The organism is Streptomyces milbemycinicus (assembly GCF_002154605.1).
In the GTDB taxonomy this organism is placed as follows: Bacteria; Actinomycetota; Actinomycetes; order Streptomycetales; family Streptomycetaceae; genus Streptomyces; species Streptomyces milbemycinicus.
Genome location: NZ_MUNE01001139.1, coordinates 1 through 218 on the forward strand (window position 1 = coordinate 1; position 218 = coordinate 218).

1 pseudogene is annotated in these 218 nt (G+C 72.5%); it reads right to left on the reverse strand.

The features are described 5' to 3' along the window. Positions 1-218 (reverse strand): annotated as a pseudogene (locus CCN51_RS58930) (MocR-like pyridoxine biosynthesis transcription factor PdxR); the annotation flags it as partial.

The window sequence follows — 218 nt, forward strand, 5'->3', positions numbered from 1 at the left end:
GCGCCTGATCGAGCGTCGGATTGCCGAGATCCATGGTCCGCTTGCGCTCCACGACCAGGTCCACCAGCTGTTCGGGCAGCACCAGCCAGCCCAGCCGCAGCCCCGGGGCGAGCGACTTGCTGACCGAGCCGGCATAGGCGACCCGCGCCGGGTCGAGCCCCTGCAGCGCGCCGACCGGCGCCCGGTCGTAGCGGAAGTCGCCGTCGTAGTCGTCCTCC